Annotated in this window: 29 protein-coding genes and 1 tRNA gene; 23 read left to right on the forward strand and 7 right to left on the reverse strand. The window is 42.9% G+C overall.

Annotated features, from left to right (window positions below; translation table 11 throughout):
* Positions 1-37 precede the first annotated feature (37 nt).
* Complete coding sequence (locus NST74_RS11830) at positions 38-265, reverse strand: DUF2642 domain-containing protein (RefSeq protein WP_081389756.1); 228 nt, start codon at positions 263-265, stop codon at positions 38-40.
* 138 nt (positions 266-403) lie between these two features.
* A complete protein-coding gene (locus NST74_RS11835; RefSeq protein WP_341112214.1) occupies positions 404-1,081 on the reverse strand; it encodes a DUF1796 family putative cysteine peptidase in 678 nt (225 codons plus the stop codon).
* Positions 1,082-1,186: 105 nt separating this feature from the next.
* On the opposite strand from NST74_RS11835, the gene NST74_RS11840 reads away from it, so the two are divergent.
* From NST74_RS11840 to NST74_RS11865, 6 genes are all read left to right on the forward strand, one after another.
* On the forward strand, positions 1,187-1,348 hold the full coding sequence (locus NST74_RS11840) for a hypothetical protein (protein ID WP_170880239.1): 162 nt from the start codon (positions 1,187-1,189) through the stop codon (positions 1,346-1,348).
* Between the two features lie 303 nt (positions 1,349-1,651).
* Positions 1,652-2,110: an NUDIX domain-containing protein gene (locus NST74_RS11845; RefSeq protein WP_341112216.1), complete on the forward strand. Its 459-nt coding sequence runs from the start codon at positions 1,652-1,654 to the stop codon at positions 2,108-2,110.
* A 49-nt stretch (positions 2,111-2,159) separates the two neighbouring features.
* The gene (locus tag NST74_RS11850) at positions 2,160-2,435 is read left to right on the forward strand and encodes a hypothetical protein (RefSeq protein ID WP_042187280.1); all 276 of its coding nucleotides are present in this window, start codon (positions 2,160-2,162) and stop codon (positions 2,433-2,435) included.
* Positions 2,436-2,512: 77 nt separating this feature from the next.
* On the forward strand, positions 2,513-2,923 hold the full coding sequence (locus NST74_RS11855; RefSeq protein WP_341112217.1) for a hypothetical protein: 411 nt from the start codon (positions 2,513-2,515) through the stop codon (positions 2,921-2,923).
* A 573-nt stretch (positions 2,924-3,496) separates the two neighbouring features.
* Positions 3,497-3,736 (forward strand): hypothetical protein, encoded by a 240-nt coding sequence (locus NST74_RS11860; protein WP_341112218.1) that lies wholly within the window; start codon positions 3,497-3,499, stop codon positions 3,734-3,736.
* 118 nt (positions 3,737-3,854) lie between these two features.
* Positions 3,855-4,999 (forward strand): IS3 family transposase gene (locus NST74_RS11865; RefSeq protein ID WP_139328661.1). Its coding sequence is split into 2 segments (ribosomal slippage): positions 3,855-4,143 and positions 4,143-4,999, totalling 1,146 coding nucleotides; the frame shifts between segments, so codons are not numbered across the junction.
* Positions 5,000-5,127: 128 nt separating this feature from the next.
* Here the strand turns inward: NST74_RS11865 and NST74_RS11870 are convergent.
* Together NST74_RS11870 and NST74_RS11875 are read right to left on the reverse strand one after the other, a co-directional pair.
* Positions 5,128-5,199: transfer RNA gene (locus NST74_RS11870), tRNA-Val, on the reverse strand.
* 132 nt (positions 5,200-5,331) lie between these two features.
* Positions 5,332-5,634 (reverse strand): hypothetical protein, encoded by a 303-nt coding sequence (locus NST74_RS11875; RefSeq protein ID WP_042126772.1) that lies wholly within the window; start codon positions 5,632-5,634, stop codon positions 5,332-5,334.
* 325 nt (positions 5,635-5,959) lie between these two features.
* On the opposite strand from NST74_RS11875, the gene NST74_RS11880 reads away from it, so the two are divergent.
* The 4 genes from NST74_RS11880 (at position 5,960) to NST74_RS11895 (ending at position 8,230) form a co-directional block, all read left to right on the forward strand.
* A complete protein-coding gene (locus NST74_RS11880) occupies positions 5,960-7,036 on the forward strand; it encodes a site-2 protease family protein (protein WP_341112219.1) in 1,077 nt (358 codons plus the stop codon).
* 104 nt (positions 7,037-7,140) lie between these two features.
* Complete coding sequence (locus NST74_RS11885; RefSeq protein WP_341112221.1) at positions 7,141-7,353, forward strand: hypothetical protein; 213 nt, start codon at positions 7,141-7,143, stop codon at positions 7,351-7,353.
* Between the two features lie 108 nt (positions 7,354-7,461).
* The gene (locus NST74_RS11890) at positions 7,462-7,905 is read left to right on the forward strand and encodes a GNAT family N-acetyltransferase (protein WP_042126779.1); all 444 of its coding nucleotides are present in this window, start codon (positions 7,462-7,464) and stop codon (positions 7,903-7,905) included.
* Between the two features lie 85 nt (positions 7,906-7,990).
* On the forward strand, positions 7,991-8,230 hold the full coding sequence (locus tag NST74_RS11895; protein ID WP_036686113.1) for a DUF3892 domain-containing protein: 240 nt from the start codon (positions 7,991-7,993) through the stop codon (positions 8,228-8,230).
* 65 nt (positions 8,231-8,295) lie between these two features.
* Here the strand turns inward: NST74_RS11895 and NST74_RS11900 are convergent, their stop codons facing one another.
* Positions 8,296-9,033, reverse strand: coding sequence for an MBL fold metallo-hydrolase (locus NST74_RS11900; protein WP_341112223.1), 738 nt, complete (start codon positions 9,031-9,033; stop codon positions 8,296-8,298).
* 165 nt (positions 9,034-9,198) lie between these two features.
* On the opposite strand from NST74_RS11900, the gene NST74_RS11905 reads away from it, so the two are divergent.
* Together NST74_RS11905 and NST74_RS11910 are read left to right on the forward strand one after the other, a co-directional pair.
* Entirely contained in the window at positions 9,199-9,753 is a 555-nt protein-coding gene (locus NST74_RS11905) for a hypothetical protein (protein WP_042126785.1), read from the forward strand.
* A gap of 80 nt (positions 9,754-9,833) precedes the next feature.
* Complete coding sequence (locus NST74_RS11910) at positions 9,834-10,145, forward strand: DUF1292 domain-containing protein (RefSeq protein ID WP_036686118.1); 312 nt, start codon at positions 9,834-9,836, stop codon at positions 10,143-10,145.
* A gap of 130 nt (positions 10,146-10,275) precedes the next feature.
* Here the strand turns inward: NST74_RS11910 and NST74_RS11915 are convergent, their stop codons facing one another.
* Positions 10,276-11,751 (reverse strand): aminotransferase class I/II-fold pyridoxal phosphate-dependent enzyme, encoded by a 1,476-nt coding sequence (locus tag NST74_RS11915; RefSeq protein WP_042126789.1) that lies wholly within the window; start codon positions 11,749-11,751, stop codon positions 10,276-10,278.
* Positions 11,752-11,847: 96 nt separating this feature from the next.
* Here NST74_RS11915 and NST74_RS11920 point away from each other — a divergent pair, with 96 nt between their 5' ends.
* The 4 genes from NST74_RS11920 (at position 11,848) to NST74_RS11935 (ending at position 16,526) form a co-directional block, all read left to right on the forward strand.
* The gene (locus tag NST74_RS11920) at positions 11,848-13,137 is read left to right on the forward strand and encodes an MFS transporter (protein ID WP_341112225.1); all 1,290 of its coding nucleotides are present in this window, start codon (positions 11,848-11,850) and stop codon (positions 13,135-13,137) included.
* A 345-nt stretch (positions 13,138-13,482) separates the two neighbouring features.
* Complete coding sequence (locus tag NST74_RS11925; protein WP_341112226.1) at positions 13,483-14,079, forward strand: hypothetical protein; 597 nt, start codon at positions 13,483-13,485, stop codon at positions 14,077-14,079.
* A gap of 267 nt (positions 14,080-14,346) precedes the next feature.
* Positions 14,347-15,762 carry an NADP-dependent phosphogluconate dehydrogenase gene (gndA, locus tag NST74_RS11930; RefSeq protein ID WP_076117650.1) on the forward strand — a complete coding sequence of 472 codons (1,416 nt, stop codon included), beginning with the start codon at positions 14,347-14,349 and terminating at the stop codon, positions 15,760-15,762.
* 215 nt (positions 15,763-15,977) lie between these two features.
* On the forward strand, positions 15,978-16,526 hold the full coding sequence (locus NST74_RS11935) for a shikimate kinase (protein WP_042126797.1): 549 nt from the start codon (positions 15,978-15,980) through the stop codon (positions 16,524-16,526).
* A 4-nt stretch (positions 16,527-16,530) separates the two neighbouring features.
* Here the strand turns inward: NST74_RS11935 and NST74_RS11940 are convergent, their stop codons facing one another.
* Positions 16,531-16,836, reverse strand: coding sequence for a rhodanese-like domain-containing protein (locus tag NST74_RS11940; RefSeq protein WP_042126799.1), 306 nt, complete (start codon positions 16,834-16,836; stop codon positions 16,531-16,533).
* Positions 16,837-16,945: 109 nt separating this feature from the next.
* On the opposite strand from NST74_RS11940, the gene aroA reads away from it, so the two are divergent.
* From aroA to NST74_RS11975, 7 genes are all read left to right on the forward strand, one after another.
* Entirely contained in the window at positions 16,946-18,238 is a 1,293-nt protein-coding gene (aroA, locus tag NST74_RS11945; protein WP_076117649.1) for a 3-phosphoshikimate 1-carboxyvinyltransferase, read from the forward strand.
* 85 nt (positions 18,239-18,323) lie between these two features.
* Positions 18,324-18,758: a CoA-binding protein gene (locus tag NST74_RS11950; RefSeq protein WP_042126802.1), complete on the forward strand. Its 435-nt coding sequence runs from the start codon at positions 18,324-18,326 to the stop codon at positions 18,756-18,758.
* A 151-nt stretch (positions 18,759-18,909) separates the two neighbouring features.
* Entirely contained in the window at positions 18,910-19,578 is a 669-nt protein-coding gene (locus tag NST74_RS11955) for a hypothetical protein (protein ID WP_341112227.1), read from the forward strand.
* A gap of 598 nt (positions 19,579-20,176) precedes the next feature.
* On the forward strand, positions 20,177-22,063 hold the full coding sequence (locus tag NST74_RS11960; RefSeq protein WP_341112228.1) for a glucose PTS transporter subunit IIA: 1,887 nt from the start codon (positions 20,177-20,179) through the stop codon (positions 22,061-22,063).
* Complete coding sequence (gene ptsP, locus NST74_RS11965) at positions 22,060-23,829, forward strand: phosphoenolpyruvate--protein phosphotransferase (protein WP_341112229.1); 1,770 nt, start codon at positions 22,060-22,062, stop codon at positions 23,827-23,829. The genes NST74_RS11960 and ptsP overlap by 4 nt, the downstream gene beginning before the upstream one ends.
* Positions 23,830-24,011: 182 nt before the next feature.
* A complete protein-coding gene (locus NST74_RS11970; RefSeq protein WP_341112230.1) occupies positions 24,012-24,542 on the forward strand; it encodes a sigma-70 family RNA polymerase sigma factor in 531 nt (176 codons plus the stop codon).
* Positions 24,535-25,935, forward strand: a complete 1,401-nt coding sequence (locus NST74_RS11975) for a DUF4179 domain-containing protein (protein WP_341112231.1) — start codon at positions 24,535-24,537, stop codon at positions 25,933-25,935. Before NST74_RS11970 ends, NST74_RS11975 begins: the two co-directional genes overlap by 8 nt.
* Positions 25,936-25,976 lie beyond the last annotated feature (41 nt).

A 25,976-nucleotide genomic window follows, 5' to 3' on the forward strand; every position in this document is an offset into this window, starting at 1 on the left:
CAAAAAGGAGCTGTTTCCAGCTCCTATAGTCGTTGATTTATTCTGGCATTATCCAAACAATCTCGCAAATACGCACAAAAAATCTTCTGCCTCGTGTATCTAAAGCTACATGGTCTGGTTTAACATCAGCGACACAACCGCTGATTCCACCACGTGTGGTTTCAAGGACAACTTGTTTGCCCATTACGCTCTTTAGAGTTTCTACGACATATGCATCAACAGGGTAGACTATAACGGATTGAGGCATTTGGTTCATTTGATGCATTTGAAAATTATTCAATAGATTACCTCCCAGTATTTTATACGCTATTCTATGCACCCGCCCAATTAATGTTCTAGGCAGTTTATTATGTAGTCATATACAACAAAAATGACCCGGAAGAGGGCCATTTTTATTCTGATTTTAAAGGTTAGTTAATTGTATATCTTTCAAAATATAATCCCAGCTATCATAATCGTTCATATCATCAGGAACTTCTAACACACAAACATTATCAATATCCCATTTGATTTCTCGTATCGATGTTAATTCACGAACGGGATTAAGGATAAGAACAGTAAATTCGTTCGGCTTTAATATATCAGACAAAATCGCTTGTAGCTCTACAGCCTGTTCATATGTGGCAGACCATCTAATGAATAAGGTTTTTTTACTGTTGATTAACTTGTCCCAAAATCTTTTAATTCGTAAATCTAGCTTCGCTTTATATGATGGGTAGGTCGTTGACCAATGTTTACCCATGGTGATTGGAAAATCATGTACAGAGATGATGTTATAAAATATATCGCGAATAAAATAGGATTGTACTAAAGTATCCTTGTTCTCATTAGGATAGACAGGTAATCCATCCTCCAGAAAAAAATGTGTATCTGCAAGTATTTGCAGGTTTATTAATCCCATGAAGTTTTCAAATCTGTTCTTAAAGAGTCTATTAACATCAGCCAATGAATAAGAAACCATCCAATCAAGTGGCATAGAGAATTTCCTCAAGTTATTTCTTTGCATATTTATAGCAGGAGCACAAGACATACCTAAGCTTACTATTAAATCATAGCTCTCTTTTACATCTTGTAATTTCATGGAGTCACCTAATTTCCATCTGGAAAATATTAATGTCGTTGTAACAGCAAATAACCGCTAATTCTTGAAGTTTTTTTACGAAACACCACTCTAAAACCAACATCGTTGTCTAATAAACAAGCTAAGGCGGTGTCAAGTAACCCATTGGGTCTCAAGCTAGGTCTACAAGGCTCGGCATTTCCAATGATGCGGACAGAAATTATTCTACGTGCAGAGCCGCGAACTAAAGGATTTCTGCTCCAAGTGATCAATACTAAATCAGGTTGACGCGTCGCCATTCTGATCTACCCCTTTCTATTAAGCTTCTCTATATTAAATGCACAATAGATTTTAATGTGCTAAACAGAAGCGGAGTGCTATTTTGATCAGCAGTGAGAATTAAAGAGTTGTACTTGTTTAATTTAGGTTTTCAGAATACAATAAAGTAAATTTATGGATGTTCGAATGGCGTAAACGTAGATGACCACAAGGGAGCATATATTCATAACATCGTACGACTGAGCAAGTATTTGATCAATGATCAAATACTTTTTTATTTTCGTTTATAAGAAGCTAAATAAGGGGGACACGATGAAGATAGGGAAACCGATTAGAAAGAAGGTATACGGATTTATTTTGCAAGACAATGAAGTTGGAGAAAAGACCTTATTAGTTTATCTTAATGAACCAGAAGTACCCTTTAGATTAGTAGGTGGTAATTTAAATGCCGGGGAAACAGAAGAAGAAGCCTTATTCAGGGAAATTCAAGAAGAAAATGGACTTAAACAATTTAAATTAGTAAAGAAAATAGGAACACAATATTATTATAAGGATTATATAGATGCAAATGTTGAAAGACATGACTACCTTCTGATTCCAGTAACAAGATTGCCTGAAAAGTGGAGATTCACTGGAGAGGGTGAAGGAGAGGACTGTGGAACTGTTTTTAACTACCAGTGGATAAAACAAGATGAAATATACTTATTAGATAAAGAATTTAGAGAATATATGTCGGGAAAATACATACAAGAATTGTTCGGCAATGGATAGGAGGTAACTATCATGTCCATTAGATGATCCTTACTCTGAGGTGATAGATATGAATAATCGTAAAATCTTCTCTTTTCTTCCTTTGATCATTTTTTTATTTATAATATGGTACCTTTTGATGGCAGGTACATCTGCTGTTGTTAATGTAGTGTCAGTAGATAAAAGAGAAATAGTAGTACAAAATATGAGCGGTGATCAAACTACAGTCACAATCCCAAAAGGAATATTTAAGTTGATTAATATAAATGAGGAGTACTTTGTTTCCTATAATAGTAGAATAGGGCAAAAACCTTTTTTAACTTCAATAGAACCAAGTGCTAAATGATTATTGGAAGCAGATTTAACAATAGAACTTATGAATGAAACGGCTGATATATAAAGCATAAAGTTGGTGAGATTACTTTGCGTGTAGTTAAGCATATCATGTTATGGTTTGTTTCGACGATTGTATTCACCTTGGCCACTTTTGGATTAGAGCTATGGGAAGGAAATAAAATCAGCACGACTGAATACTATGGGTTTCAAAATATAGGGTTTGTTTTTATTTTCTTAGCATTTCTTTTTTCAGCCGTTCTTTACCCAATTATAATTTTTCCTTTCTCTTGGGTTGTTCGAATGATTGCAAATCCTTTGATTACCCGCATAATGATATTGCTTCTGAGTGGTATCGGGGGATATGTTTTCTTTTACAAGGCATACGATGAACGCTTTATACAGGATTATCATTTGAATAGTAGTATAGCCATTATCCTTTTTGGTATTGCCGGTTCCATTTATGTCTTGGTAGATTATTATCTTGATCAGAGGAGTTGAATATATGAGCTATTTTGAAAGAGTTAATAAAATATCAAACATTTTATTTTGTGTTTTTGGATTGTTTTTTATTATGACTATAATTTTCTTTTCTACTAGCAGCTTCTCAGAAATCTTGCGTTATAATTTCACAAATGACTTAAGAGGAGCAATGATTACAGTCATTTGTTTTATGATCTCTTTATTTTCACTTGTCCTGGGCATTACTTTGAAATGTCTTGTAAAAGACTCTGATGAAACGATCCAGCTTATTGCCACAAGAATAAAGTAGTTGTTGAAATTTCAGCATGTATAACAAATCCCTGCAACATTTGCTTATGATGAAACCATTATATTGGATATTCGTATTCCTATAAAATGATGTTGAAAGGTCGTGTGCGTGATGGATAACGGGTATTTTGTTGGATGGGGTACATTAGCATTAATAAATGCTGGGTTAGCACAAGGTAAAAATAGGAGTGGATTAAACTGGTTTTTAATTTCTTTACTTTGTGGCCCATTGGCTACATTTTTCCTTGTAATATCGAGTAAGCTGCAAATTCATTAGCCCATTATATTTCGGGAGGGGATTTTTTGCTGAAAGCACTAAGGCTGTTCGGTATTCTATTTAGTGCAGCAACAATCATTCTGGCAATACTATTTTTCCGCGGTCAGGATCAAGCGATCATGTCTTGGACAATGATGGGGATGTGTGGAGCTCTGATTTTTAATGGAGGAGCTACCTATATTAAAACTAAAGATAAAATGGCTGCTCTATCTTCGATTGTTGGGATGGTACTCTTAATATTCTCGCTTACTAAATTTCCATTTTAATAAAATACCCCATCAACCTATAAGGGACTGACCCCATAACGTGAGACAAATCAAAACACCTTCAAAAGAATGGAACCTTGTCGTAAGATAAGGAGATCATCTTGGAGGTGTTTTTGCATTGGCAACCAGAGTAAGTTATCCCGTGGAAATAAAGATGAAAGCTATAGAAATGAGATTAGCAGGCGTACCTGTGAAAGAGGTTATGGAGCAGCTCGGAATACGGAATAAGACACAGCTAAAGACATGGATGAGATGGAATCGAAATGGTGAACGGCATCGTTTGCAGCAGCCGGTGGGTAAACAGTACAGCTATGGAAAAGGTCCGGAGGACTCTTCGGAGCTCGAAAGAGTAAAGGCAGAGAACCGATTCTTAAAACAACAATTAGAACTGCTAAAAAAGTACGAGGAGTTGGAGAGGAGGTGGAACCAGAGGCCGTTATTGCCTGGATCGAATCCATTCGAAACGAAGTGACGGTGTCTGAGGCTTGTAGATGGCTCGGAATCGCAAGAACGACTTACTACCGCTGGAAAGCAGCTGTGGAGACAAAGCATACAGACAAAGTGGTGGAGAAAATCCGGGAGCTTTGCATCCGTCATAAATTCCGCTACGGGTACCGGAAAATCACGGCGCTCCTTCGGATAGAGCAGAGTATAAATCACAAGCGAGTCCAGCGGATCATGCAGTGTGAGGGGCTTCAGTGCCGCGTGAGGATGAAAAAACGAAAGGTGACTGGGCAATCTGTACACTCCTTTGAAAATCTGCTCAAGCGACAGTTTCATGCAGAAGCACCTCTGCAAAAACTCGTCACGGACATTACCTATTTGCCATTTGGCGGGAAGATGTTGTACTTCTCCAGCATTCTAGACTTGTACAATGGTGAGATTGTGGCTTACAGTATAGCAGATAAACAAGATACCTCTTTGGTGTTGGATACATTAAATCAACTTCCCAAGCAGGAAAAGATGTTGCTGCATAGCGACCAGGGCAGCGTGTATACGTCCTTTGCGTACCAGGAAGCTGTAAAAGGAAAAGGCATTACCATGAGCATGTCCCGTAAAGGAACGCCCGCTGATAATGCCCCCATTGAATCGTTTCATTCCACCCTAAAGTCTGAAACGTTCTACCTCGAAGATCTCACATCTACAACGACTGCAATCGTTGTAGAGACCATTCGAGACTACATCATTTACTATAACTCATTTCGAATTCAAGCGAAACTAAATAACCAGTCACCGATGGATTTCCGGCGACTGGCTACTTAAACTTGTAAGGTGTTTTGATCCCTGTCTCACAAACGGGGGTCAGTCCCAATTCGTATCACAGGGGTTTTTAATAGAATTATAAGTGAATAAAAAACAAAAAAAGCCTTGAAATTCAAGGCTTTTCGATATAGGACGGATGGGGTTCGAACCCATGACCCCTACCCTGTCAAGATAGTGCTCTCCCGCTGAGCTACCGTCCTGCGACGAATTTCATAATACCATACGATAGAGTAGGAAGGCAATTCTTTTTTTACAATCTATAGGGATGATAGTTTACATAGTCTTTAAAATAATAAGAAAAGGGGATGCCCCTGACATCCCCTCGCACCGTCTCAGATAAAGAACGGGAGTAGAAATATATCGCTTATTCCGAAAAAAGGGATGCGTCGTGGAAAGAAGCGGCGTCTTGGAAAAAAGCCAGGCCGAAAGCCGAATTGTCTATACGCCGATTCATGTGTAGGCATTCCGTTTAAACGTTCTATCATTTCGTTGCTGGGAACCGCAAGAGTAACATAGTTTTGATCTACATGGGCAATAAAGCCATCAAAGGACTGACCGTCAGTCGTTGTAATACCAACGTATTTGTTCATACAATTCCAACTGACCTGTTGATGTAAATTTGCATTTGTATCCATAAATAACCTCCTCAATTGAATAACCCTGATAACAGTCTATGGTTCGTAGCCTATAACGTTCACGGCGTTAGCCTATCGGGTAACCATAAAATTCGGGTTATTTTGTGTGTGGTGGTAGTGTATTGGAGCGGAATCACTTTCTTCCCTTGAATAATAGTAAAAATTATCCATTATCTGTTTGTTTGACGCTGAAACGATTCTAAAAGTTGCGCCGTATATTTAGCCAAATGCTTTTTTATGGAAATACTCCTTAAGCGCTTATGATAAAATGGATAGTAATGTACAGCCGTTGGATAAAAATTGAAAGAAAAAGGAGCTTGAGATCTTGCCGCAAAATGAGCAGAAAAAGAATTCTTCCACGCCATGGAAATGGTTGGGGGGCGGGACGGCGATGCTCCTGTTTAAAGGAAAGGCGATTTTGTCCCTTCTGAAAATAGGTAAAATAGCCGGGCCGCTAATTTCGATGATAATTTCGATATGGGCGTATGCGTTGATATATCCGTGGGGGTTTGCCGTGGGTTTTGTTCTGCTCTTGCTAGTCCATGAATTAGGGCATGTAATAGCAGCTAAACGAATCGGGCTTCCAGTTAGCGCTCCACTGTTTATACCGTTTTTGGGAGCATTAATCACAATGAAAAAACAACCGCTGGATGCGAAGACGGAAGCTTATATTGCTTTTGGAGGTCCGATTTTGGGAACCGTTGGGGCTACAGCCGTTTTTGGGGCGGCTTATTACATGGATAGTCCGCTACTCTATTCCTTGGCTTATATAGGTTTTTTGCTTAATCTGATTAACCTGCTGCCGATTCACCCGCTTGACGGTGGCCGTATTGCTACTGCGGTTACGCGTTGGCTGTGGCTTGTGGGACTCGTGGGCGGTTTAGGCATCATCATATATATGCGTTCGATCTTATTCTTTATAATTTGGGCGTTATTTGCTTACGATCTGTATAACAAATATGTTAAGAGACGTTCTAACAATCGTATTTATTCTGTAACGAAGGGTTTCTTAATTCCAGTAGAGCCACTTAGAGATGCAGGCTACATGATTCCAGGGTCAGAGCATAGAAGAGATTTACCTTTTACAACCTACAGTGATTTGGATAGACAGCAGTATGTAGGGGTGCGATGGGATCAACTAAACTACATTGGTAGAGCTACACTTCCTCAGCAATGCATAATTGAAAAGGTGCGTATCTCGCAGCTGGAGCCTGTGACCCTAGAGAATGGGATGCATCTTAAGATGAATTGCGATATTAGCTATACGGTCTACGAGAATGATAAGTATTACGATGTGCCAGCCAGCTCACGCTGGAAATATGGCATCGCTTATTTTGTAATAGCTGGTTTTTTGGCAGGGATGATGTACATGGTTCATGTCATTGGAAATGTGAATCTTTAAGGATTAGAATCAGAGAATGAAGTTCTTCAATGGTTTATAAAACTCTTGAACCGTCAAAGCTGTAAAGAGAATAACCGCAGTTGAACGGTGAAAGGAGTATGACCATGCCTAAAATTATGAAATGGGAAGTCGGCGTTTGTCTGTTGTTACTGATGGTTTTGGTAGGTTGCTCCGAGACCAAGCCAACAAAAGTCATGGAAATCAATGAGATGACGAATCTAGATGGAAAACCTAAAGGTCAGTACCCTCCATTATCGCCAGTGATGCAAGACACATACAATCGTTCGATTCCTGAAGAAGTCTATACTGTAGATTAGAGCAGAGACAGAAGACGGTTTCTCATGCTCAGGCTTTTCTTTCTAGTCAAATTTTTATATAATAGACAACTATCGTTGGATACATAGAGAGAGGAGTTTGCGACTAACATGGCGGCAGAAATCTTACGGGTTACTACAGAGGAACAGCTTCGGATGGGGCTGGATATTCGTACTAAAGTATTTGTAGAGGAACAAATGGTACCGGTTGAGGAAGAAATTGATGAATACGATGTTATCGGTCCGAATGCGCACCATATTCTGATTATAGATGAAGGAGTGCCTGTCGCTACAGGAAGATTGATTTACTACAAAGCAGGTACAGCCAAAATGCAGCGTATCGCCGTGCTGAAAGATTATCGAGTTAAAGGATACGGACGTGTTCTGTTGCTGGCTATGGAAGAGCTTGCTCGGGAACTTGGACTGGAAGCTTCGATTCTTGATGCACAATGTCAAGCTGAGAATTTCTACAAGAAGCTAGGATATGAAGTGATTTCTACGGAACCTTTTTATGACGCAGGCATTCTACATGTACGGATGCAGAAAACTCTTTAAAATTAGCGCACATAATTTACCGTTCCATGAAGCAAGCTAGGATGTGCCTTATGATGGCAAATTCTACTGCAAGGGGCGAACTAAAGTGCCAAATAACGAACGCGAAAGTTTCGTAGCCGTACAGAAAAATGGAGATGGAGATCTAACCAGTTTCCAGACCTCCACAGGACGTGTCTTGGCGTATGATCAAGCGCTTCAAGAAGTACAGGCCGGAAATATTGCCGGAGTGAATGCTTTTAAAGGTAAAGACGGGGAGACTTATATTCGCGGCGACGCGGATGGGGATCCAACCAACAATTTGGATAATCTTCCGACATTCTCATAGTTCAAAAGGTAAAGACCGTACTAACGTCCTTGGACGTCAATGTACGGTCTTTTTTTATATAATAGTCAAAGTTTATAAATTAGATGCTGCTCTATAAACTCCATCTCTCCTGTAAGTCCGACGAATTGCGGTTGTTCATCACTGTAATGCATGAGCTTGATGATACGTCGAACATCCTCGGGTAAAGACAATAACTCCTCCAGCGTGGTGTGAACAACTCCTGATCCACCAAGCTGACAGTCATGCAGAATCATTCGGATGCCGCGCTCACGCACAAGGTTTATAAGTAGATCCGGTTGAAAAGTCATATCCGCACTGTAGAAAATCTCGTTATTTATTAAAAGAGAATAGCTATCTTTACCGGGAATATGCGGTGTATGTATGGTCTCGAGCGAAAGAGAAGGAGCAAGCTTGTACGTAATTCCGGGTTTCATAGTTGTAACCTCGAAGATATCGGTAAGAGAAGCTACTGCATCTTGTTGATATAATCCACCCTTTAATGTGTTGTTCCATAGAGGCTCAACAAGCGTCTCAGGCAAAAGTAATCTCATCTTTTCCCCGTAGACGTGTTTTAGGGTTAGCGCTAGCTCTTCCAGACCTCCAACATGATCCGCATGAATATGCGTAATTAGAGTAGCATTTACGTCCCGGAAAGATTTTCCAATGGTATGCATGGCAAGCGGAGCTGTAATCCCGCAATCAATCAGTAGGGTATAATTATCCGCTAGTAGCAAGCCATTATTGTTAAAATAGTTTTTTGCAAAAGCATTGCCGGTTCCTAGCATTTGTAGGCTCAGACTCATAAGAAAGTACCCTCCTGAAATCACTGATGGCTAAATATATCAACTTTGAACAAATCCATAATATCATTTTTCACAAGATGAATGAAATATTTACCTACAATTAGCGCAACTTGCTGAGACAAAGTAAGTATACATTAACAGTATGAATTATTTGGAGGGTTTCAAATGAATAGATGGAAAAAAATAACTTTATGCGTGTTTGCTTTTTCCTTAATGGGCGGTTCATTATTGTTCGCCGATTCCGTTAATCAGAAAATCAGGGTTTGGAACAACGGGAAGGAAATTGTGGACGGCGGTTATTTAATTGATGGGAAAACGTATATTCCCGCTAGAGAAGCAGGCGGGCTTGTGAGTTGGGATGGTTCTGGGAAAGTCTCGATTCTTAAGCCTAATGTTCATATTGTTCTTTTTAAGGATAATACGGTCTTTGGTAACGTTAACGTTGGCAAGCTCAAGATTAAGATATTAACCCAAGTAGATAGCTTAACAGAAGAAGTTTCAGCTGTGAAAGTAGCCATAACGGACCCATCTGGTAATGTTAAGGATATTCAGTCGCAGGAGCTTGAAGGCTCGAAGAAGGATAATTTCTGGTTTCCAACCTCGGAGTTTACGTATGATTTTAAAGAAACCGGGAAATATCGGGTGGGCTTTTATATGAAATCTTCGAAAAATGCAGATTATGTTCTTGTGTCAGAGAAGGTAATTACGGCTCTCAATTGAGTGTTCTAAATTGACCTGAACTAATCTAACGTGGTACGATACCAGATGTAGGATAATACAATTCAAAGTGAGGTATTACAATGAGCGATCACAAACATGAGCATGGTGAAGCATGCGGTTGCGGGCATGATCACGACCATGAGCACGAGGAGTTTGTGCTGACCTTGACGAACGAGCAGGGCGAAGATGTAGAAATGGTGCTTGTAGAAACGTTCGACATAGGCGAGAAATTATACGCTCTGTTGTTAGAGCGCGAGAATCCAGAAGCAGACGGCATTATTCTGCGTATGGAAGAAGAAGACGAAGAAATGGTATTGTACAATATCGAAGATGAAGAAGAATGGAAAGCTGTTGAAGAAGCTTACAACAATCTGCTTGCTCAGCAAGAATAGATTTTAGCGACTAAATTAAGCTGTTCTATTGTGTATATGACAGTTGATGTTTATATACAGAAACCCGATACTTATTATGGTATCGGGTTTTTGTATAAATGAATGAAGTTTTTTAGGAAAATGATGGATCTTAGGATATAGGATCGGCTTCTACAATCACTTTTATGTTAGTGATGCTGCGGTCTTCAGGACCTTTAACCGGAAGGCCAATCTCCACATGGTCAATAATATAATCGATGTTATCCTGAGTGATTACTTCGCCAGGGAGAAGAATAGGAATTCCCGGCGGATATACATATATAAATTCTGCAATAATGTAGCCAGCAGATTCACGGAATGGAACTAACTGCGTATCCGCATAAAAAGCGTCTCTTGGAATCAGAGCAAGCTGCGGAATTTCTGGAACCTGAACCTTAAGCTCGTAAATTTCACCCTTGCTATAATGAATAGCGGACAACACCCGAAGTGCAGCTAATAATTTATCTACTGATTCTTGGGTATCACCTGGGGTAATAAGGCAAAGAATATTATACATGTCGCTTAGTTCTACTTCGATGTTGTACTTCTCGCGCAACCAGTTTTCGGTTTCGTATCCTGTGATCCCTAAATGGCGCACATGAATGTTGAGCTTAGTTGGGTCATGATCAAATGTGGCTTCTGTCCCAAGGATTTCTTTTCCAAAGCTGTACAGGCCTTCGATCGTATTGATCGTTTCGCGTGCATAGTTGGACAATCGAATGGTTCTTTCCGCCATTTCATGACCGTTCAGCGCGAGATTACGTCTTGATGTATCCAAGGACGCTAATAAAATATATGAGGTGGATGTTGTAGTCAGCATGCTCATTATGGTCTGTACCCGTTGCGGGTTAATCAGACCCGTCTTAGCATTTAGATTCAGTACCGAGCTTTGCGTCATGGAGCCGCCAAGTTTATGCACACTTGTGGCAGCTATGTCCGCTCCGGCCTGCATGGCCGATACCGGCAGATCCTCGTGAAAATGAATCAGTACTCCATGTGCCTCGTCCACCAATACGGGTACACCGTAACGGTGAGCCAGGTCGACAATCGAACGCAGGTCGGCGCATACACCGAAGTACGTGGGATTGATTACTAGAACTCCTTTGGCGTCTGGATGACGCCTTAACGCTCGTTCCAGCGAACTGGTCGTTATGCCGTGATCTATCCCGAGATTCTCATCCTGAACAGGCGAGACAAACACAGGCTTGGCTCCGGAGAAGATAATGGCCGACATTACAGATTTATGAATGTTACGCGGCACAATTATTTTATCACCCGGTGAGCAGACAGAGAGGATCATCGTCATGATGGCATTGCTCGTGCCCTGTACGCTAAAATACGTATAGTCGGCGCCGAAAGCCTTCGCAGCCAGCTTCTGAGCCTCCTGGATTACGCCAGTGGGCTGATGTAGATCATCAAGCGGTGCGATGTTGATTAGATCGATGGATAGAGCGTTATCGCCGATAAACTCACGGAATTCGGCATCGGTTCCTAGCCCCTTCTTATGCCCCGGAATATGAAATTGAACGGGATTGCCGGCGGCATGCTTTTTTAAAGCTGTGAAGAGGGGAGTACGGTGTTGATTCATTTAATGCTGTCACAACCTTTCGCGAATATTAAAATTTAAGGCAAGCATCAGTATAACAAAACAATCTACAGAATACTAGGATTTGGATGTGATAGAATGTCCACGAAAACCGTGCAACGTACACATATCAGTCTGACATCACCATTTATTATGGAGATGTGGGTAATTATTTTTTTAGTTGAATTTGTGAAAGGGTCGCTTCTTGTCGCTTTGTTACCCGTGTATATGGAGAATATTTTGGGTCTATCTGTGACGGTAGTAGGTTTTGCCTTTGCACTCCAGTATTTGGGTGATAATCTATTCCGCAGTCCTTCTGGCTGGGTTATGGAGCGCATAGGATTTCGCTGGACCATGACAAGTGCCTTGTTGTTGATCCTAGTAGCTGTTGGCATGATAATATATGCTAAAACAGCAGTTACGTTATCGATTGCTTGTCTTATTCTTGGGATCGGGACATCCCCGCTTTGGCCTTGTGTGATGACAGGGATCACCGAATTGGCGGGATCTACTAAAAGCGGCAGCAGCGGGGCAGCTATGGGTGCTGTCGAGATGGCCTCGCTGGCAGGTACGGGAATCGGTCCGATTGTAGTGAATTTTTTGATGGATCATGGAGGACAAAGCTATCGTGTAGCCTTTTTGGTCTTGCTTGGTTGTGCAGCTGTTGTAGTTGTAGTGGCCCTATTTCTACCTAAGAGAATTTCGCCAAGTGGAACTCATGCCGTTGTAAGGGACATGCAGGGGCTCGGTGGAGTTATTGAGCGTAAAAAGATTAGTCCGTTAGAAAGTATAAAAAGAACACTGCATCAGGTTAAGACGACGCTTAAGGTCAGTCGATGGTTATATCCCGCTTTATTTCTTCAGGCTTTTGCCATAGGCTTGATGACCCCTGTAGTTACTTTGTTTGCACGCACAGAGCTTCATGTTAGTCCAAATCAGTTTAGTCTTCTTCTGATTGCAGGCGGGGGGATTACGGTGCTTACTCTGATTCCAGCAGGTAAGCTGGTGGATCGAATTGGAACAACTGTGTTTCTGAATATCGGCTTTTTGCTCGCGGCCTTTTCCCTTGCTCTGTTCTCACAAGTCCGCTGGCTGCCGCTTGCCTTTATCGCGGTGGCTTTGGTCGGTATAAGCTACGCGCTTATTCTCCCGGCTTGGAATGCCTTTCTAGCCAAGCAAGTCCCTAAAGGGGAACGAGGGACTGTATGGGGGCTATTCTTGACGTTGCAAGGCTCTGGGATGGTGGCAGGTCCGGTACTATCAGGGAGACTATGGGACCATGTAGGTCATGGCGTCCCGTTCCTAGTAAGTGCAATTGTAATGCTGATGCTCTTCGGGCTGCATTTGCTCATTGTGCACAGAACGAAGCTGAAATTTAATCCGAGTTGATCTGAAATTTGAAAAGCCGCTGACAACCTGGGAATTAGGTTGTCAGCGGCTTTTTTTAGGAATTAAAAAGACATTCGGTATAATGTCAAACAATAATATGTGAATGATAATGCCCCAAAAGGACCGAAAGGAATAAAAAATTCCGATTAGCGTTTGGAGAATGTCTGTTGGGGGTAAAAATAGTCAATAAACCAAGTTACCTCTACATAAACTGAAGTATAAAATAAGACTAAGACGAACGCAAAAAAGTAATGATTACTTGAAGAGGTCCGGCAGCCATAAATACTCTGAAATGGAACGAATGGTGTTGATTTTGCAGATGTGGAGCAGTTAGGGGGGAGTGCCGTGAACAAAAACGACGAGGTGGAGTATTGTAACCTGGAGCTGCGTTTCGACAGACAGCATATCCAGGACCTGATCAAGGATTTGATTCAAAAAGGTTATTCCCTATATTGGAGCGAGAACGATCAGGTCTTTGTAATTTCAGTCCGTACCGGCCGTAAATTGGTGAAATTACGTTTTCAAAGGATCAAAGACGGTTATAAACTGGTGGGTGACTATATGATTCGTGATGCTCGCTTGTCTGAATGGATGGAGAAATTAATTGGGGACATGCGGGGCCATGCCATTGTAAAACGTTTCCGAGACCGTCAGATTATTATTGAAAATATTTTGTTCGGCGAAGTGATACGTCTTGTCGAAATCTCGGGTTATCAGCAGCGAGTCTTATACCAGAAGGGTCCTATGCTCACCGATGAGGAGCTGACCAAGCTCTATTTTTCTGTTGAAGGGGAAGAACGGATTCGCCAGCGTAGGATTGAAGTGGATGAGCAGCTGGATCGATTAAATGATGCACTTAAGGCAGAGGATACGGTTCGCGCGGACAAATGCCGAGCTCAGCTTACCTTTTTGACGAAGGAATTGTATACGTTAGAATGGTAAACAAAGTGTCGGGCAAATGTTGCTTAGGGGCACCCCGAACTTCGGGGTGTCTTAGATTTGTGTGAGAACTTGCAGACAGGGGTTCACTTCTGGCGCTAAAAACGTTAAAATAGTCATTGTGATCATTTTCAGGTTGGCAATGGTTTTGTCTATGAATTTGATCTCTCTTCGCAGGGCAGGCTTTGCTGTCTCTGATAAAGGGTGGTATTCTTATACTGCGAGAAATGGATTTCCCAAAAATATAGGGTGCAAAGGGTGGAGGACCAGATGGCAAAACAACAAATCGGCGTTATTGGCTTGGCGGTAATGGGCAAGAATTTGGCTCTAAATATCGAAAGCAAAGGTTTTTCCGTATCCGTGTTTAACCGCTCACCGGAGAAGACACATGATCTTCTTGCTGAGGCGGAAGGTAAAAACCTCGTAGGCACATTTTCCGTTGAGGAATTTGTAGCTTCGCTGGAAACACCACGCAAAATTCTGATCATGGTTCAAGCTGGTAAAGCTACTGATGCTACCATCGAGCAACTGTTGCCGCATCTTGATCAAGGCGACATTATTATCGACGGAGGAAATGCTTATTTCCCTGATACGGTTCGTCGCAGTAAATATCTGGAAGAAAAAGGCTTCCGCTTTGTCGGAACTGGGGTTTCTGGCGGTGAAGAAGGAGCTCTTAAAGGTCCTTCCATTATGCCTGGCGGTCAAGAAAGCGCGTATAAGCTAGTAGAACCAATCCTAACTGCAATCTCAGCTAAAGTTAACGGTGAGCCTTGCTGTACATATATCGGACCAGACGGTGCGGGACACTATGTTAAAATGGTGCACAACGGTATCGAATATGGTGATATGCAATTGATCTGTGAAGCTTATCAGCTGCTCAAAGACGTACTAGGTCTGGATGCAAAAGAACTTCACAACATTTTTAAAGAGTGGAATAGCGGTGAGCTCGACAGCTACCTGATCGAGATTACTACAGATATTTTTGCTCAGTATGACGAAGAAACTGGTAAACCAATGGTTGACGTGATCCTTGATTCCGCTGGCCAAAAGGGAACTGGTAAATGGACAAGCCAAAGCTCACTGGATCTTGGCGTACCTTTGTCCATGATCACTGAATCCGTATTCTCACGCTTCTTGTCTGCAATGAAGGATGAGCGCGTAGAAGCAAGCAAAGTGCTTAACGGACCAGAAACTACGCCATTTGATGGCGACAAAGCTGAATTCATCGAGAACGTGCGTAAAGCATTGTTCGCAAGTAAAATCGTATCCTATGCTCAAGGTTTCGCTCAACTGCGCGTAGCTTCCGACGAATACGGTTGGGATCTGAAATATGGCGAGTTGGCTAAAATTTGGCGTGGAGGCTGCATTATCCGTTCCCGTTTCCTACAAAACATCACAGATGCTTACGAGAACAATGCAGACCTTAAAAACCTATTGCTTGATCCTTTCTTCAAGGATGTTATGGACAATTATCAATCCGCATGGCGTAAAGTTATCGCTTCAGCTGTAACGATGGGTGTTCCAGTACCTGGTTTCTCCAGCGCATTGGCTTACTATGATAGCTATCGTACAGAAAGACTGCCTGCGAACCTGCTACAGGCTCAACGTGATTACTTCGGCGCTCACACGTTCAAACGTGTAGACAAAGAAGGCGTCTTCCACCACAACTGGATGTCAGCAGAATAATCTAGTCTGTTACGGTAATAAGCAAAAACGTTCTCGGCGTCCTATAGGGCGGTAAGCGTTTATGTGAGAAAGTGGCCCGAATTGCTTCACCAGAAATGGGAGGCTTTCGGGCCTTTTTTGTTGAAAATATGATGTGTATTTACTATGTGAAGCAGATTGTCTAATGTTTTGACCCTGTGTTATGATATGACAAATATCGCGGTTGGAGGATAGACATGACTGGGGATACAGAAGAATATAAAAAGTTGAACGAAGAGCAAAGAAATAAGAACATTATTTTAGTAGGGATGATGGCAACAGGGAAGTCAACAGTAGGTGCTATTTTAGCTAGGGAACTAGGCTATGAGCTGGTTGATTTAGATCATGTCATTACTGAAACTGAAGGCAGAAGCATTGCGGAAATCTTCGCAGAAGATGGCGAGGAATACTTTCGAAGTGTGGAAACAGCGGTTCTAAAACGTATGCTAGAGTCCGAGAATAAATTAATATCCACAGGTGGAGGCGCAGTATTGGCGCCGGGGAATACAGCGTTAATGCTGAGTAAAGGGCATGTGGTTGCGCTGACGGCAACGGAAGAAGAGATTATTGCCCGCGTTAGTGGAGATCAGAATCGTCCGCTGCTCGCCGGCAATGCAGAAGAACGGGTTAGACGGATTATGGAAGACCGCCATGATGCTTACCTGTTCGCGCATTACACGGTCGATACAACGGGACTGACTGCGGCAGAAGTGTCGCAACATATTTTAATGCATTACCGCGGTTGAGCTTTTAAGAGAGTGTTTCATTCCATTCAATCATACCGCCGCTTAAATTTGTAGCATTAATGCCAAACTGTTGTAGATATTCGCATACACGCTGGCTTCGTGCACCAGAACGGCAAATAAAGATTACTTTAGCATCGCTTGGAATATCCTCTGTGCGATGTGGAATTTCTCCCATGGGGATATGCTGTGCACCGGGAATCATCCCGAAGGCAACCTCTTCGTCTTCACGAACGTCGATGAGTACAAGGTCTTCCCCTGTCTCTAGACACTGCCGCAATTCTTGCGGTGTGATTTGTGGAACATTATGCATGGTTGTGACCTCTTTTCATGAGAAGAATGGTTTAATGATAACACAAGCATGGATTACCCTGTCAAACAAGCACTACATACTACTATATCTACTAAGGAGAGTTTATATTATGGACGTTATTGTTAGGCCAACGCCATCTCTGCAGGGGGAATTCGGAGCCCTCTCTTCCAAAAACTATACCACTCGTTATTTACTTGTTGCCGCATTGTCAGAAGGTGTAAGTACGATTTATCATCCGGCACATAGTGAAGACAGCGATGCCATCCGTCGTTGTATTGCAGATTTGGGAGCTGTACTCACAGAAGATGATGAGAAAATTGTGATTCAAGGCTTTGGACGTAAACCGAAGGATGTTAAGGAACTTAATGTGGGGAATGCTGGAGCAGTATTACGTTTTCTAATGGCTGTGGCTGCGCTAAGCCCTGAGGTTACATTTGTAAATACGTATCCTGACTCATTGGGCAAACGTCCGCATGACGATCTGATCGTGTCTCTAGAACAGCTTGGTGTGAAGGTAGAGCATAACGAAGGAAAACTGCCGATCACGATCCGTGGAGGTAAACCTGTTGGGGGTAAAATTACAGTTTCCGGTGCAGTCAGCTCCCAATTCTTAAGCGCTCTTCTGTTCCTGACACCATTGCTTGAAGAAGATAGTGAAATTATTGTCCTTGATGATTTGAAATCGAAGGTTGTCGTAGGTCAGACGTTAGAAGTATTGGAGCAGGCGGGAATTGTGGTTCATGCGGCGGATGATTACATGTCCTTTAAAGTGCCGGGTCGTCAAGCCTATGCGGCTAAGACTTATACGGTTCAAGGTGACTATCCTGGCTCCGCGGCTATTCTTGCGGCGGCGGCTGTTACAAAGTCGGATGTTAAGGTTCATCGACTTGTGGAACAGAGTAAACAGGGAGAAAGAGCCATTGTTGATGTACTGCGTATGATGGAAGTACCTCTTACTCATAATGAGGGAACGGTACACGTACAAGGGAACGGTGTTCTGAAAGCCGTTGAATTCGACGGTGATGCTGCAACCGATGCAGTGCTGGCTATGGTAGCTGCTGCTGTATTTGCTGAAGGTACTTCGCGATTCTATAACGTTGAGAATCTGCGATATAAGGAATGTGATCGTATAACTGATTACTTGGCAGAGTTGACTCGTGCAGGAGCCAATGTTGAGGAACGCCGCGATGAAATTATTGTTCACGGCATGCCGGAAGGTGTCGAAGGTGGTGTGACCATCAACGCACATTACGACCACCGTGTAATTATGGCTTTGTCAGTAGTAGGTTTACGAGCGCGTAAACCACTATTGATCAAGGATGCTCACCATGTCGCTAAGTCGTATCCGCAATACTTTGATCACCTGCGTGCGCTTGGTGCGAATGTGGAGTGGGTACAATAGAAGTAAGGGAGCTAGCGAAACTAGCTTCGTCTTCAGTGAAGTAAATCAGGACCATAAAGTGTAACTATGGAAAGGGGCACTAAGTATGAGCTTTGAGAATCCAAGCCGGGAGCAGATCGGAGATATCCTTGCTTCTGCCGGTAATATTGCTGTTGTTGGCCTGTCTGACAAAACAGACCGTACCTCCTATATGGTTGCGGGTGCTATGCAAAGTCGGGGATATCGGATTATCCCTGTAAACCCTTTGGTTGACGGTGAAATACTGGGAGAGAAGTGCTATCATACGTTAGCAGAAATTCCAGAGCCGGTGGACATTGTCAATGTGTTCCGTCGTAGCGAACACTGTGCTAAGGTCGCACAGGAAGCCGCTGACATCGGCGCACGTGTGCTCTGGCTGCAGCAGGGAATTATCAGTCAGGAAGCCGCTGAAATCGCCGCTGAGCACGGTATGACGGCGATTATGGACCGCTGCATCAAGGTCGAGGAAGCGATCACGATGCATGGTCGTAGTCGGGCGTAAGTTCGATCAGAGAGTGTAGTCGAAGTCTGTGCAATTTCTAATGCAAATCACTAACTGAACTTGTTATACTGAAGTCAGACGAAGAACGTCCTTTATCCGCATGGTTTGCGGTGAAGGGCGTTTTTTCATTTTTATAGGGGAGGATACCATAATGGAATTTGAAGAAGCACATGGTATGTTCATTAATAAGCACTTGACTGAAAGATCAGGAGAAAGAAGAGGGAGGCTGGTTAGAGGGCATAATTATGCTGAGAAGCTGTTCTTGCAGAATGTATGGTGGTCATTGTTTGAGAGTCTCGATGATTTGCATCCAGAATACGAAGTTTACGACTGGAACCGTAAATCTCAGTTCCTGGACTTCGCTTTTCTTCCGCAGAGCGGCAGCAGTCTCGGGATTGAGTGCGACGGGTTTCAAAGCCATGTGAAGGACATGGACCGCGAGAGATTCAACTATGCAGTGAATCGGGACACTTTTCTGACCGGAATGGGGTGGAAAATGATTCATTTTTCTGTTGATGATCTCCAGCACCGCCCCGAGGTGTGCCGGATGCTATTGCAATTAGTGTTGGCACCTCATTTGGCGCGTAAATCTGCAAGCGTGGATATTTTATCCGAGGAGAAGGAGGTTCTTCGGTTGGCTTGGCGACTGGGTAGGGCGATCCGTCCGAAGGATGTGATCATGCATTTCAGTATTAACTTTCGTACGGCGCGCAGATTGCTACACTCGTTGAGTGAGAAAGGGCTGCTAAAGCCTGTAATTACAGGAGAACGGGTTCGACAATATGAAGTGAAAGCTATGCGACCAGATCAAATATGGTAGGAGTGGGAGAATAATTGCACTATATACAACTATATCAGACGTATAATTGCACTCTGATGGTTTAGTTGCACTTTGTACACTTATAATTCATCAAAGGTGAGGATAAAGATAAATTCATCAAAAATAATTGCACAAAGTACATTTATACAGCTCATAGTGTTTCTGAGACTGAAATAGCTGCAAAAAGTACAATTAACTTCGTTTTTGCTCGGCACAGGGACTGGAGGAGAGATCTAAGGAGGCACTGAAGGAGGTGCAAAAGAGGGGATAGAAAGGGGGAGAAGGAGATACAGAAGTAGGCGCAGAAGTAGGGACGGAATGAGAAGCAGTAGCAGCCCAAAAACAGCAAATAATTCTTCGTTCAGGCACTTTTCTTAAATTTTAAAATAGCCGGACGTGCAACGGTTTTAACCGAATGTAAGATGGTTTACTCAAAACCTTTGGCGAATTGTGAGTTAAGATACGGCTTTCCTATGTGATTTTATAGTGGAGTAAGAGAATATTTTTAAAAAAATAGCCTGTTTTTTTCTTCAGTTTATTTTGACAAAAACACCCGCAGCGCGTACCATTCAATATAGAAAGAAAGGAGAGGGTAGCCTTGAATTGGCTCGGATCATTGCAGCAATTGGGCAGAGCCATAATGCTTCCTACCATGGTACTGCCGGCGGCAGCCATTTTGCTTAGTTTGGGCAGCTTACCTTGGTCTGCATGGGGACTTTCTTCGGTATCCGAAGTGGCTACATACGCTGGGCAGGGAATCTTTTATTTTATGCCTTATTTGTTTGCTGTGGGTGTAGCATGGGGATTATCCAATCAAGCTGGAACGGCGGGTCTTGCAGCGTTGGCTGGGATGTTCACTTACGACCGGATTGTTACCCATATGGGAGACGGGCTTGTACAACCTGCAACACTTATCGGAATTTTGCTGGGTATAGTCGCCGGTATCGCTCAAAACCGGTTTAAAAATATCAAGCTTCCAGAGGCGATCCAGTTTTTTGGAGGGTCGCGTTTTGTTTTGCTGTTCATGGGATTGTTTTCGGCTGGCTTTGCATGGGTGATGTTAGGGATATCTCCACTGCTGCAAAGAGGACTGGATGATCTTTTTCAAGGAATATTGCAGACGGGCGGATTTGGCGTTTTTATTTATGGGGTACTATATAGAGTACTGACAGCCTTCGGTCTTCACCATATTCTTAATAATGTGTTTTGGTTTCAGTTTGGAAACTTTACAACTCCTGATGGTAGTACTGTCGTTCAGGGGGATTTGCCACGTTTTTTTGCAGGCGATCCTACAGCGGGCATTTTTATGGCAGGTTTGTTTCCGATCATGATGTTCGCACTGCCAGCCATTGCTTTTGCAATTATTCAGGAAGCGCGCGAGGATTTGAAGCCTAAGATTAAAAAGACTTTCATGCGAGCCGCTTTGGTTTGTTTTCTAACTGGGGTTTCGGAGCAGATCGAATTCGCGTTTTTGTTTGCTTCTCCGTATTTATTCGCGTTACATACTGTAATGTCCGGTCTCGCTATGGTGCTGACCTACATGCTTGGAATTCACCACGGGTTCTCTTATTCAGCAGGAGCCATTGACTTCTTTTTAAATTTGCATCTGTCGCAGAGGGCTTGGCTTTTGATTCCGATCGGCATTGGTTATGGGATTGTATATTATAATTTGTTCCGCTGGGCGATTCGCCGTTTTCAGATCCCGACACCAGGACGTGAAGAAGGTTCGGAACTCGGGGATTGGGCAGGTAACATCCCTTATCAGGCACCGCTAATCTTAGAGGCGCTAGGTGGTAAGGAGAATATTGTACAAGTGCAGTCCTGTATCACTCGTTTGCGACTTACCGTCCATAATGATCGATTTATTGATACGGGGGCGCTTAAAGGTCTTGGTTCTGCCGGGATTATCAAGCTCGGTGGCGGTAATGTTCAGGTAGTATTTGGTACGTATTCAGAGCTGATCCGCGAGGAGATCAACAAGCTGATGCTTCGAGATTTGCCGCAGGTGCTGTTCAGTTCTCCGATGCAGGGTAGAATGATGCCCATTGAGGAAGTGCCGGACCACATCTTTGCAGCGAAGCTGGTGGGTGATGGAGTTGCATTTTTGCCGGAAAAAGGGGAGCTTACTTCGCCTGTATTCGGGAAGGTTATGCACGTCTACCCTACAATGCATGCCGTCGGTATTGCTACGCCGGAAGGGCTGGAGGTACTTATGCATATAGGGATCGATACTTCGCAGCTTAAAGGGCCATTTGAGGCGGTTGTAAAAGAGGGTGACAGCGTGGAGCCAGGTCAATTGCTGGTTAAATTCGACCTCGCTTATTTGCGTGAGCATGCGGCTTCTCTGGCTACACCAATGGTGATAACGAATCCTGATCGAGTAAAATCATGGAGCTACGCTCCATTTAAAAATGTTAAAAAGGGGCAATCTTCAGTAATGTCCGTAGTCTTACATGAAAGTAACGTTGGAGGGATAGAAGGATGATACAAGGCATAGGCGCAGCAGCAGGTGTAGCTATCGGGAAGGCCTTTGTCTTACCGAACTGGGAGTGGAGCTTACCAGACACACAAGTGAACCCAGTGGATCTAGCTAAGGAGTTTGAGCGTTTATACGAAGGTATCCGTACCTCTAAGGACGAAATTGAATTCATCAAAAAGGAATTCAGAGAAGTGGTCGGTCCAGAGGAATCCAGCATTTTTGATGCTCATCTGGCGATATTGGATGATCCGGTGTTCATGAGTGAAATCCGGGGGATTATAGAACGCCAATATAAGGCGGCGGAAGTGGCTGTTAAGGAAGCGATTGATCATTTTGTAGCGATGTTTGATTTGCTAGATGATGAATACATGAAGGAACGGGCGGTCGATATCAAGGATGTCGGAAATCGTCTATTAAAGCATCTTTTAGGTGCTCCTGAGGTTACGTTGCCATCCGATACACAGCCGTATATTCTCGTAGCGAAGGAGTTGTCTCCTTCCCAGTTAGCTCACTTGAACCCAACTTATGTTCTAGGTATTGTTACTATGATGGGCGGTAAAACCTCGCATTCCTCCATTATGGCTCGTGCGCTGGGCATTCCGCTCGTAGCAGGTTTGGAGAATAATTTGTCTAATCCTATTCAGACCGGTGATATGCTCGTGATAGACGGCGACACCGGATCTGTGCAAATTCATCCTGATGAGGTAACAATCAATGAATATGTTTCTCTTCGGAATAAGCAGCATAAAAAGAAAGAACAATTGGAATTGCTTGCTACTGTCGATGCCGTCACAAAAGATGGTGTTAACCTGCGGTTAGCCGGTAATATCAGCTCTGTTAAAGAACTGAATTTAGCGCTCAAGTATGGAGCTGAAGGTGTAGGTCTATTCCGCACAGAGTTTCTTTATATGGATCGCAGTTCTTTCCCGACTGAGGATGAACAATTCGAAGTGTATAAACAGGTGGTCGAGAAGGTAGGCAGCAATATGGTTGTGATCCGTTCGCTGGATATAGGCGGGGACAAGCATCTGGATTACTTCCAGCTGCCAGAAGAACAGAATCCGTTCCTTGGCTATCGTGCTATTCGAATCAGCTTGAATCGACAAGATATGTTCAAAACTCAACTAACCGCCATTTTGCGGGCGAGTGCATATGGGAATGTAAAGCTAATGTTCCCAATGATATCTTCCGTAGAAGAAGTACAGGCAGCAAAAGCTGTATTGGAAGAAGTGAAGGCTGAACTGGAGCTGCGGGGCATCCCGTTTAATCGGAATATTCCAGTCGGAATTATGATTGAAGTTCCAGCTGCGGTTATGATTGCGGATTTACTGGCTGAGGAAGTTGATTTCTTCAGTATCGGTACGAACGATTTGGTACAATATGTATTAGCTGTAGACCGTATGAATGAACAAATTGCGCATATGTATCATCCATATCATCCAGCGGTTCTGCGCATGATTCGTATGACTGTAGAAGCAGCACGTAATGCAAAAATAGATATAAGCGTATGTGGTGAAATGGCGGCGGATGAGCGTTCTTTGCCACTTTGGCTGGAGCTAGGGATTAGTGATCTTAGCATGTCGCCACAGGCGCTGCTGAAGGTTAAACACCGTACCCTGAATACACTGGCTATAGATGCTACAAGGGTTGCAAAAGCTTGCTTCCATCATCGTACAAGCTCGGAGACAGAGGAAATCCTAACTGCTTACGCACAGAAAAGCGGTATATCGCTTGGAACGAGCGTGGAAACAAAGGAGAAAGCTTCTTCATAGTTATCAAGCGTAACATCATCAAGTCCACATCAAGGTTCGGCATTCTTGCCGGGCCTTTTTCTTTTGTACCAGATCATTTGTAAAAAAAACAAAACCGTTTGCGCTTCGGCGCAGTCTATACATAGAGCGAGTTGCACAGGAATGATTTTTACGTGAAGGCTAGGGGGGAGGACAGAACAAGCATGGAACACATTATGAATGACGAAATGGAAATTGTCGCTACGGATGAAGACATATTTTATGAGCTGGTAGCTGAGCAGAAAAGAAAGCTATACAGCATTGCTTACAGCTATTTGCGAAACGAGGCAGATTCGTTGGAGGTTCTACAAGAGGCAACCTGCCGCGCATGGATTAAACGTAAAAGTTTGAAGGACTCAGAGCGTTTTGCTCCTTGGTTAACACGTATTCTGATCAATTGCTGTAACGATGAGTTGAAGCGCAGAAAGAGGAATACAGTCACAGAAGTTGATCGAAGCGATATAGGGATTATGGAGATGAAAAGCGACCGCAGATTGGACATGGAACATGCGCTGGAAGGAGTAAAGCCAAAGTATCGCCAGGTGCTTGTACTCAAATATTACAAGGATATGACCCTTGCAGAAATTGCGGAGGTGCTCGATAAGCCGGAGGGAACCGTGAAGACATGGCTGAGCAAAGGTCTGAAACAACTGCGTGACAGAATGAAACGGAAAGGGGATCTATTTTATGGCTGAGTCTGAAGGAAAGCTGCTTAACGATTATTTTCAGAGAATCGATGTCGAGGCTGAGGAAATCCCGGAAGTTAAACTGGACGCCGCGATTCGCAGGGGGATGCAGTTAGGTAACCGAAAAGGGTCGTCTTTTAGAAAAAGATATACTGTTGTTGCGTTGGCGGTCCTAGCTATCGCCTTATTGATTATTGTCCCTTGGGCAAATCAGATGACCAATCCAGTACGTGCGCAATTACCTCCAAAAAGCTGGGGGCAGCTTGAAGTGTTTAGACCCATTATTGCTAATAATCTGACGATAACATCAGCACTTGATGCGGGCATAATGAAGGAAGTGAATATTTCTTCAGCTGAGGTGGATGGAATAAAGTGGACGGTTAACGGAATCATCGCTGATCGAAGAGGCATTGCTCTGCTCTATACGATTCAGAATAATACAGATCAGAAAATGCAACTTATGGGCCTGTCTCTGAAAAAAAATTCAGAGGATAATTACGACCTCACAGGATATAGCGGGTTTAGCAATTCTAATGCACAAGAGGCAGGTTCTCCTGGGACGACTCGTATGTTAGAACAAATCGTCTGGAATAAATATCGAGATGATCTGACAGATGAGTTGAATATTACATTATCGCTATATCCAGTATCCAAGGACCCTTCTGGGTCGAGCAGTGATATAAAAAAGCTAATTGTTAACATTCCATTGGAAGCTAATAACAATTATTTTAAGGGAGAAATTATTGATCTGAAGGAGAGTCTAGCTATTGCCGGACAGAAAATCAAAATGGATAATGTCTATATTGGACCTACTGGAATTTATATGCGGGAAAACTTTGATGGAGATAATACAATGAGAATTTTTAATATGCTTTCACCTAAACTGGTCATCGGGAAGGGGGATCACCAAGAGGACTTAATGTGGGCTAGTGGGATGAATAATTATCACAATGACAATATGAGACCTGATGAACCAATCAAATTAGAAATTGAAGGGATCTCAGCACTGGATAAATCTAAGGTGGAGCTTGTGATTAACACGGAAACCCAGCAGATCTTGCAGGCACCAGATAACAATTTAACGATTTCAAAGCGGATGGAGAACGAAGAGCAGGGGATTTTGGTATTGGATTACTTTATCCCTAAAGAAGATAAGGAGGCGCTTGGCGGCAGCGGTTTTTCATTGGACGATAATTTTGTGGATAGTACTGGAAGCGGGCATTGGCTGGGAAGGGTCAAAGATGGCTACTCGGGATATAAAGAATTTAACGAAGGTACTAAAGGAACTACAATAACCTTTTTCTTTAACGTAGGCAAAGAAAAGCTACCTCAACCCTTGACCTTCAAATTTAATTCTTATCCAACCGTAATCAACGAGAAGGCGTCCTTAAGAATTAAGTGAGCAGCCTAGATGTCGAACGAATCAAATCAAAAGCCCTGTTC

Source organism: Paenibacillus sp. FSL F4-0125 (assembly GCF_038008565.1).
GTDB lineage: Bacteria > Bacillota > Bacilli > Paenibacillales > Paenibacillaceae > Paenibacillus_AQ.

Excerpts from the sequence above, each read along its gene's own strand:
- NST74_RS11830 (WP_081389756.1), bottom strand. The coding sequence starts at position 265 with ATGCATCAAATGAACCAAATGCCTCAATCCGTTATAGTCTACCCTGTT.
- NST74_RS11835 (WP_341112214.1), bottom strand. The coding sequence starts at position 1,081 with ATGAAATTACAAGATGTAAAAGAGAGCTATGATTTAATAGTAAGCTTA.
- NST74_RS11845 (WP_341112216.1), top strand. The coding sequence starts at position 1,652 with ATGAAGATAGGGAAACCGATTAGAAAGAAGGTATACGGATTTATTTTG.
- NST74_RS11850 (WP_042187280.1), top strand. The coding sequence starts at position 2,160 with ATGAATAATCGTAAAATCTTCTCTTTTCTTCCTTTGATCATTTTTTTA.
- NST74_RS11875 (WP_042126772.1), bottom strand. The coding sequence starts at position 5,634 with ATGGATACAAATGCAAATTTACATCAACAGGTCAGTTGGAATTGTATG.
- NST74_RS11885 (WP_341112221.1), top strand. The coding sequence starts at position 7,141 with ATGCCTAAAATTATGAAATGGGAAGTCGGCGTTTGTCTGTTGTTACTG.
- NST74_RS11890 (WP_042126779.1), top strand. The coding sequence starts at position 7,462 with ATGGCGGCAGAAATCTTACGGGTTACTACAGAGGAACAGCTTCGGATG.
- NST74_RS11900 (WP_341112223.1), bottom strand. The coding sequence starts at position 9,033 with ATGAGTCTGAGCCTACAAATGCTAGGAACCGGCAATGCTTTTGCAAAA.
- NST74_RS11905 (WP_042126785.1), top strand. The coding sequence starts at position 9,199 with ATGAATAGATGGAAAAAAATAACTTTATGCGTGTTTGCTTTTTCCTTA.
- NST74_RS11910 (WP_036686118.1), top strand. The coding sequence starts at position 9,834 with ATGAGCGATCACAAACATGAGCATGGTGAAGCATGCGGTTGCGGGCAT.
- NST74_RS11915 (WP_042126789.1), bottom strand. The coding sequence starts at position 11,751 with ATGAATCAACACCGTACTCCCCTCTTCACAGCTTTAAAAAAGCATGCC.
- NST74_RS11920 (WP_341112225.1), top strand. The coding sequence starts at position 11,848 with ATGTCCACGAAAACCGTGCAACGTACACATATCAGTCTGACATCACCA.
- gndA (WP_076117650.1), top strand. The coding sequence starts at position 14,347 with ATGGCAAAACAACAAATCGGCGTTATTGGCTTGGCGGTAATGGGCAAG.
- NST74_RS11935 (WP_042126797.1), top strand. The coding sequence starts at position 15,978 with ATGACTGGGGATACAGAAGAATATAAAAAGTTGAACGAAGAGCAAAGA.
- NST74_RS11940 (WP_042126799.1), bottom strand. The coding sequence starts at position 16,836 with ATGCATAATGTTCCACAAATCACACCGCAAGAATTGCGGCAGTGTCTA.
- aroA (WP_076117649.1), top strand. The coding sequence starts at position 16,946 with ATGGACGTTATTGTTAGGCCAACGCCATCTCTGCAGGGGGAATTCGGA.
- NST74_RS11950 (WP_042126802.1), top strand. The coding sequence starts at position 18,324 with ATGAGCTTTGAGAATCCAAGCCGGGAGCAGATCGGAGATATCCTTGCT.
- NST74_RS11955 (WP_341112227.1), top strand. The coding sequence starts at position 18,910 with ATGGAATTTGAAGAAGCACATGGTATGTTCATTAATAAGCACTTGACT.
- ptsP (WP_341112229.1), top strand. The coding sequence starts at position 22,060 with ATGATACAAGGCATAGGCGCAGCAGCAGGTGTAGCTATCGGGAAGGCC.
- NST74_RS11970 (WP_341112230.1), top strand. The coding sequence starts at position 24,012 with ATGGAACACATTATGAATGACGAAATGGAAATTGTCGCTACGGATGAA.
- NST74_RS11975 (WP_341112231.1), top strand. The coding sequence starts at position 24,535 with ATGGCTGAGTCTGAAGGAAAGCTGCTTAACGATTATTTTCAGAGAATC.